This window comes from Streptomyces kebangsaanensis, from assembly GCF_001906585.1.
Taxonomy (GTDB): domain Bacteria; phylum Actinomycetota; class Actinomycetes; order Streptomycetales; family Streptomycetaceae; genus Streptomyces; species Streptomyces kebangsaanensis.
The window spans coordinates 80,924-87,790 of record NZ_JUJA01000164.1; the positions used below are offsets into that span (position 1 = coordinate 80,924).

A 6,867-nucleotide genomic window follows, 5' to 3' on the forward strand; every position below is an offset into this window, starting at 1 on the left:
GCGGCCCCGGCCTCACCGCTGAGAAGGCCTCACCGCCGGAGAAGTTCGAGCACCGCGGCCTCCACGGCCCCCTGCGTCGCCGGACGCCCGAAACTCCCTTGCTCGCCCAGCCGGGTGAGCACGGGAGCGATCGTCTCGCCCTGCTCGAACAGCTCGAAGACCTTCGGGTCGATGCAGGAGTCGCGGCACACCGCGGGGGTGTTGCCGAGGTAGTGGCCGACCTCGCGGACCGTGCGGGCGATCTGCCGCCGCCGGGCCGCGGGCGTCCTCCGTGCCTCCCGGGTGGTCACGGCGACGCCCACGGCGGCCGGCACCGTGGCGTGCCGGGTGCGGAAGTCCTGGGCGGATGGGGGTTCCCCCTGCTCGAGCGAAGCCGAGAGCTCGGGGGAATCGGTTCCGGACAGCCGGCGCAACGCCTCGTTCAGGTCGGCGCCGTGCAGGTCGTGCCAGACCCCGTCCTCCCGGTACACCAGCAGCCGCTCTCCGCCGCGCCGCCGCCGCAACAGGGCGCGGACCACGGTGTGCGCCTGGTCGTCCACCAGCGCCCGTACGATCTCGGTGCCGCCCTTGGCGGGACAGCCGAAGGTGATCTCGCCGCGGCCACAGGTGACGTGCTCGCGCAGCATCGCCGTCAGGCCGTAGGTCTCGCTCTGCCGGGTGTGCCGGTCGCTGCCGATCCGGAAGAAACCGAGGTCGAGCAGGCGCACGTCGCAGGCCGTCACCCGGGCCCGGCTCAGTCCCCGCCCGGCGAGGTCGGCCGTGGCCCTGGCGCGCAGCCGCGGCAGGACCCGGGCCGCTTCGCGCACGTGTTCGTGTTCGGCCCGCTCCTGCTGGGCGCGGAACTCCTCGTGGTACAGGTACTGGCGGCGTCCGGCGCCGTCGGTGCCGACGGCCTGCGGATGGCCGCCCGGCCAGGGACAGGTCCACACCTCGCGCCAGGCCGGCGGGATGACCAGGGCGCGGATGCGGGCGAGGTGCTCGGCGTCCTTGAGCGGCTTCCCGTCGATGTCCCGGTAGCGGAAGCCTCGCCCGCAGCGGACGCGGGGGAAGCCGGGCCGGTCGCAGGAGCTGGTACGCAGTCGCACGGTGGTCCGCTCAGGGACGCCGCCAGTCGTCGCTGCCCAGGTGTGATCCGGCCATCGGGCCCATCCGGAGCATGCCGCCGTCCACGCTCCAGGACGCCCCGGTGACGTAGGAGGCGTCGGGGCCCGCGAGGAAGGCGATCACGGCGGCGACCTCGCGGGCGTCGCCGGGCCGGCCGAGCGGCACCCCTGGGCGGTGCTCGGTGCGCACGTCGACGTCCTCCTGGCCGGTCATGGGCGTGGCGATCTCGCCGGGCGCGACCGCGTTCACGGTGATGCCGTGCTCGGCGAGTTCCAGGGCCATGACCTGGGTGAGCAGACCGAGGCCGCCCTTGGCCGCGCAGTACGGTCCGGCGCCGACGCGCGGCTGGTGCTCGTGCACGGAGGTCACGTTGACGATCCGGCCGCCGTCGCCCTGCCGGATCATCCGGCGCGCCGCCTTCTGACCGCACAGGAACGGCCCGGCCAGGTCCACGTCCAGCACGCGCCGCATGTCGTCCAGGGTGAGGTCGAGGAAGGGCGTGGCCGTGCCGGTGCCGGCGTTGTTGACCAGTACGTCGAGCCGGCCGAGCTCGTCGCACAGCCGGTCGAGCGCGTCCGCGCCGGCGGGCAGGCGGGCGAGGTCCATCCGGGCGACGGCCGCCCGGCGGCCCTTGCCGCGGACCTCCTCGGCGGTCCCTTCCGCGCCCTTCTCGTCGCTGTGCCAGGTGATGCCGATGTCCATCCCGGCCTCGGCCAGGCGTACGGCGGTGGCACGGCCGATACCGGAGTCGGAACCGGTGACCACGGCCACCTTGGGGGCGGATGCGGCGGGGGCGGACATGGCGGGCCTCCTGCGGGACGGGCCGGCTCGGACGAGGCATCGCAGTACCCGGCGGCGGACCGGGCAAACCGTGCGCCGGGACCGGCGTCGCCGTGGAGGCCGACGGCCGCCCGGAGTGGCGGGCACCTGACGTGGTACCCGTGCGACCCGTAGGACCGCATGCGAAAAGCCCTTGACCCGAAAGGACCCCGGGATGGACCGTGCCGCCGTGTTCGACGTCGACGGAACGCTCGTCGACACCAACCACCTCCACGTCACCACCTGGTGGGAGGCCTTCCGGCAGGCGGGCCACCGGGTGCCCATGCACGCCGTCCACCGCTCGGTGGGGCTCGGCTCCACCGATCTGATCGCCCACCTGCTCGGCGAGGAGCGCGACAAGGAGCAGGACGCCCGTCTCAGCGCCGCCCACACCGCGCTGTACGCCCAGTACTTCGACCGGCTGCCGGCCCTGGCGGACGCCGGGCGTCTGCTGCGGCGGCTGCACGGGGACGGCTGGACGGTGGTGCTCGCCACCTCGGCGAGCGGGGCGGAGCTGGGCGCGCTGCGCCGCGCCATCGACGCGGACGACGCCATCGCCGCCACGGCCAGCTCCGACGACGTCGAGGAGGGCAAGCCCGCGCCCGAACCGGTCGAGCACGCCCTGGAGCTGGCCGGAGTGCCCGCCGAGCGGGCGGTGTTCGTGGGCGACACCGTCTGGGACATGCGGGCCGGCAGCAGGGCCGGGGTGCGCTGTGTGGCCCTCCTGTGCGGCGGCATCCCGCGCGCGGACCTGGAACGGGCCGGGGCGAAGGCGGTCTACGACGATCCCGCGCACCTGCTGGCGTCCCTGGCGGACAGCCCACTGGCCTGAGCACCGCGGTCCGGACCCTCCGCCGGGCCCGGACCGGGACGGGCGGTTGCGGCATGTGCCGCGTGGGGCTCCGTGATCTCTGGATACCCGCCCGGCATGGCACGTGGGATCCAGGATCGGGGAGAGGACGTACGCACCCTCGCGCGCTCGCTCGCCGCCCGGCCGGCCGGGGCCGTGCGCCAGGAGGCACGCTCGGTCGGCCGGGCGGTCCGGGCGGCCTGCCGGGGGCCGGGACGGGAGCGGGACCTGGTGGTGCAGTCGCTGAAGGCAGCGGCGGCGACACTGCTCGCCTGGCTCGTGGCGAACGAATGGCTGGGCGACCCGATGGCGCTGATGGCACCCTGGGTGGCGCTGGTCCTGGTGCAGGCGACGGTCTACAGCTCGCTGATGCGGGCGGTGCAGCAGTTCGCCGCGATCTGCGTGGGAGCACTGCTCGCCTCGGCGGCACAGGCGGTCACCGACGACACCACGGGGGCGCTCGTGCTGTGCGTACCCGTCCTGATGCTGCTGGCGAACTGGTCCCGCTTCGGCGACCAGGGAGTGTACGGCGCCACCACGGCCCTGTTCGTCCTCGCCACGGGCAGCGTCTCCGGCGCCGCGGTCGGCCACCGCCTGGGGCAGGCGGCGCTCGGCGCGGCACTCGGGGTCGCCGTCAACGCGCTGGTCCTGCCGCCGGTCCATCTGCGGGACGTACGGGAGAACCTCGCCGCACTCGCCCGGGAGACCGCGGACGTGCTGCACGAGATCGCCGCCGGCCTGGACCGGGACGACTGGGACCCGGGGGCGGCGGCCGACTGGTCCCGTGGCTCGGACCGGCTGGAACGGCGCCTGGGGGCCCTGCACTCGGCCCGGAGCTGGAGCCGGGAGAGCCTGCGCGTGCCCAAGGGCGCGCTGCGGACCCTGCGGCGGGTGCCCCCGGACGTGCCGTCCGAGGAGGAGGACGAGCGCTGGAGCCGGATCACCGGCCACATCAGGGCGCTCACCCGGACCCTCGTGGTGGCCACCGACGACGACCGCGTGCCCGGGCCGCCGGACGGCCGGATCCTGCGGACCTACGCCCGGCTGCTGGACCTGGTCGCGGACCGGTGCCGGGCGGAGGGCGACCGGCTCCGGCACCCGGGGTCCGTACGGCCCCCGGACCGCGAGGCGGAGACCAGGATGGAGGAACTGCACGACCGCGTGCAGGAGGCGCTGCGCGAGCAGGCCGCCGGGCGGGAGGCGGCCCGGACGACGGTTCTCGGCTCCCTGCTGCTGCAGGCGGAGAACGTGTGGGCGGAGGTCGTGCCCGGCGTCGTACGCCAGTGACGCGGATCACCGCAGAACGGGACCTGTGCCGGAACACCGCGCGATGGTTCCCCGTTGAACCGGATGTGGGTGTGGAGGGGACGGTGTCCCCGGAGCCCCGCTCCCGAACCGCCCCGGCCGCGATCCCCCCGTCGCGGCCGGGGCTTTCCCGTCCGCTCCTCCTGCCCGCCGCTCGCGTCGACCGGCCGGGACCGGGTACTCGGTGGGCCGCACTGTCAGCCGCCCTCGAGAGGAGCCGAAGGTGAGCATCGCTTCGGGCAGCAGGGTCGTCGTCACGGGCGCCACCGGCAATGTCGGCACGAGTGTCGTCCGCGTTCTCTCCGAGGACCCGGAGATCGGGTCGGTACGGGGTCTGGCCCGCCGCGTTCCGCAGTGGTCGCCGCCGAAGACCGAGTGGTCGGCGGTCGACGTGTCATCCGAACAGACCGGTCTGGCCGGGGAGTTCGCGGGCGCCGACGCCGTGATCCACCTGGCCTGGGCCTTCCAGCCGACGCATGATCCGGCAGTCACCTGGCGGACCAACGTGCTCGGCGGCATCCGGGTCTTCGAGGCGGTGGCCGCCGCCCGGGTGCCGGTGCTGGTGCACGCCTCCTCGGTGGGCGCGTACTCGCCGGGGCCGAAGGACCGCGCGGTGGACGAGTCGTGGCCGACCCACGGCTGGCCGGACGCCGCGTACTGCCGGGAGAAGGCGTATCTGGAGCGGGCCCTGGACACCTTCGAGCGGGACCATCCGGATGTGCGGGTGGTGCGCATGCGCCCGGGGTTCCTGTTCAAGCGGGAGTCGGCGAGCGAGCAGCGCCGCATCTTCGGCGGACGGTTCCTGCCGGGGCAGCTGGCCCGGCCCGAGCTGCTGCGGTTCCTGCCGGACGTGCCCGGCCTGCGGGTGCAGGCCCTGCACACCGACGACGCCGCCCGCGCCTACCAGCTGGCGCTGCACCACGAGGTGCGGGGGCCGTTCAACCTCGCCGCCGAGCCGCCGCTGGACGCCAAGGTGCTGGGTGAACTGCTCGGTTCCCGGCCCGTGCGGCTGCCGCGCACCGCCGCGCGCTCGGCGATCGCCGCCGCCTGGGGGCTGCACCTGCTCCCCGCCTCCCCGCACCTCTTCGACGCGGTGCTGCGCCTGCCCCTGATGGACTGCACCCGGGCCCACACCGAACTGGGCTGGCGCCCGGAGCGCACGGCGACCGAGGCCCTGCAGGAACTCCTGCAGGGACTGCAGAAGGGCGAGGGCGCGGACACCGAGCCCATGCGGGGCCGCAAGGTCGGCTGAGCGACGCCCGTGACCGGCCGACAGGGCTCGCACCGGCCGGCCGGAGCCGCCCCGGCGCACCCGCCGACGGCGAACCCCCCGCTGCCCCGCCGCCCGGGTCGCCCGCGCCCGGTGCCCCGGCCTCCGGCCGACCCCACGGCGACCGGCCGCCGACCGGAGGACTCGCCCGACACGGAACGCTCGGACAACCCGCACCGGCCGGCCGAAGCCGCCCCGGCACGCCCGCCGACGGCGAACCCCCCGCTGCCCGGGTCGCCCGCGCCCGGTGTCCTCGGCCGTCAGCCGGAGGGCTCGTCCGGCACGGGGTGCTCGGACGGCTCGCGTTCGTCGGACGGCTCGGTGCCCGGGTGCGGGGCGCCCTCGTCCTCGTCGGTCGCGTCGGACCCGGCCCGCTCCGGCACCGGGGCGGCCTCCCAGGGGTCCTCACCGGTTCGGGCCTGCTGGTCCGGCAGGTCCCGGGGAACGGGCGCGCCGTTCTCGCCGGGTGCCTCATCGCGGTGATCGGTCACGGTGTACTCCCCTTCTCCCCCGCCGTCGTCGGGCGACGCGCGAGTACCGTGCCGGTGACCTGCGAAACCTGACGGTGCATGGCGCGGGCGGCGGGGTCAGCCGTGCAGGCGCAGCGCCCGCATCTGCTCCTCGAGCGGGCCGAGGCCGACGTCCTGGCGCCGCTCGTCGAGGGTCTGCGGCCGGCGCACGGGGTACGGCCGCAGGGTCACGGGGTCGATCCGCGTCCCGTAGAACTGCGGCTCGCCCTGTTCCACGGCGCAGTGGTCGGCGATGTAGGCGAAGTGCACCGCGGGACAGCGGCCGTCCGCCGTGGCCTGGGCGATCAGGTCCCGGCACCGCAGCCTGAAGCCCGGGTCGGGGGCGTGCAGCAGGATCATCAGCGCCGCCGTCGAGGCCGGTCCGCCGACCACGTCGGCCGCCGGCCAGCCGTACCGGCGCACGATCGCCGCGAGCGCCTCGGCGTTGTCCCTGTGGCACCGGAGCACCCGCCGTCCGCGTTCCGCGGACGGCGCGGCGGCGGCCTCCCGCATCAGCTCCCGGTCCTCCTCGGCCCTGCGCAGCAACTCGGCCGCGACGGTCGGGGCGAGCCGCGGCGACAGCGCCGTCGTGACCGGCCCGCCCGAGGGCACACCGGGCGGGCCGTCCACCGGGAGCGGCGCGGAAGGGCCGGCCGGTTCGCCGACGTGGTGGGACTGCGTGCCCTTCACGGTGCTGTGCTCCGGCGTCGTGACGTGAACCAGACCCTCTTGCCCCGGCGGTCCGGTTCGGGCGGTGCCGTGCCCCAGTCGTCGGCCAGCGCGGCCACGATGGCCAGGCCGCGCCCGGACTCCGCGGTGGCGTCCACCGGGTGCGGTCGCGGGAGCACGGGCGAGCAGTCGGCGACCGTCACGCGGAGGGTGGGCGGGCTCCACTCGACGGTGACGGTGACCGCGTCGCGCGGATCGGCGCTCGCGTGCCGGACGGCGTTGGCGAACAGCTCGTCCACCGCCAGCACCGCGCCGTCGCGCTGGTCCGCCGGGAGCGGCAG

At 75.7% G+C, this 6,867-nt stretch carries 8 protein-coding genes; 3 read left to right on the plus strand and 5 right to left on the minus strand.

Translation table 11 applies throughout. The features are described 5' to 3' along the window. Positions 1–29: 29 nt before the first annotated feature. Together RH94_RS33450 and RH94_RS33455 are read right to left on the minus strand one after the other, a co-directional pair. Positions 30–1,085, minus strand: a complete 1,056-nt coding sequence (locus RH94_RS33450; RefSeq protein ID WP_073952081.1) for a DNA topoisomerase IB — start codon at positions 1,083–1,085, stop codon at positions 30–32. 10 nt (positions 1,086–1,095) lie between these two features. After that, the gene (locus tag RH94_RS33455; RefSeq protein ID WP_073952082.1) at positions 1,096–1,905 is read right to left on the minus strand and encodes an SDR family oxidoreductase; all 810 of its coding nucleotides are present in this window, start codon (positions 1,903–1,905) and stop codon (positions 1,096–1,098) included. Positions 1,906–2,098: 193 nt separating this feature from the next. Here RH94_RS33455 and RH94_RS33460 point away from each other — a divergent pair, with 193 nt between their 5' ends. From RH94_RS33460 to RH94_RS33470, 3 genes are all read left to right on the plus strand, one after another. Then, the gene (locus RH94_RS33460; RefSeq protein WP_073952083.1) at positions 2,099–2,755 is read left to right on the plus strand and encodes an HAD family hydrolase; all 657 of its coding nucleotides are present in this window, start codon (positions 2,099–2,101) and stop codon (positions 2,753–2,755) included. Between the two features lie 96 nt (positions 2,756–2,851). Further along, positions 2,852–4,060 (plus strand): FUSC family protein, encoded by a 1,209-nt coding sequence (locus RH94_RS33465; RefSeq protein ID WP_079189292.1) that lies wholly within the window; start codon positions 2,852–2,854, stop codon positions 4,058–4,060. 241 nt (positions 4,061–4,301) lie between these two features. Continuing rightward, on the plus strand, positions 4,302–5,330 hold the full coding sequence (locus RH94_RS33470) for an SDR family oxidoreductase (RefSeq protein WP_073952084.1): 1,029 nt from the start codon (positions 4,302–4,304) through the stop codon (positions 5,328–5,330). A gap of 278 nt (positions 5,331–5,608) precedes the next feature. Here RH94_RS33470 and RH94_RS33475 read toward each other — a convergent pair whose 3' ends face one another. The 3 genes from RH94_RS33475 to RH94_RS41645 all read right to left on the minus strand — a co-directional run. Beyond that, on the minus strand, positions 5,609–5,839 hold the full coding sequence (locus RH94_RS33475) for a hypothetical protein (protein ID WP_073952085.1): 231 nt from the start codon (positions 5,837–5,839) through the stop codon (positions 5,609–5,611). 96 nt (positions 5,840–5,935) lie between these two features. Beyond that, the gene (locus tag RH94_RS33480; RefSeq protein ID WP_324614339.1) at positions 5,936–6,547 is read right to left on the minus strand and encodes a DUF6624 domain-containing protein; all 612 of its coding nucleotides are present in this window, start codon (positions 6,545–6,547) and stop codon (positions 5,936–5,938) included. Continuing rightward, on the minus strand, positions 6,544–6,867 hold a 324-nt coding region (locus RH94_RS41645), incomplete at its 5' end, for an ATP-binding protein (RefSeq protein WP_199881118.1). The genes RH94_RS33480 and RH94_RS41645, both read right to left, overlap by 4 nt.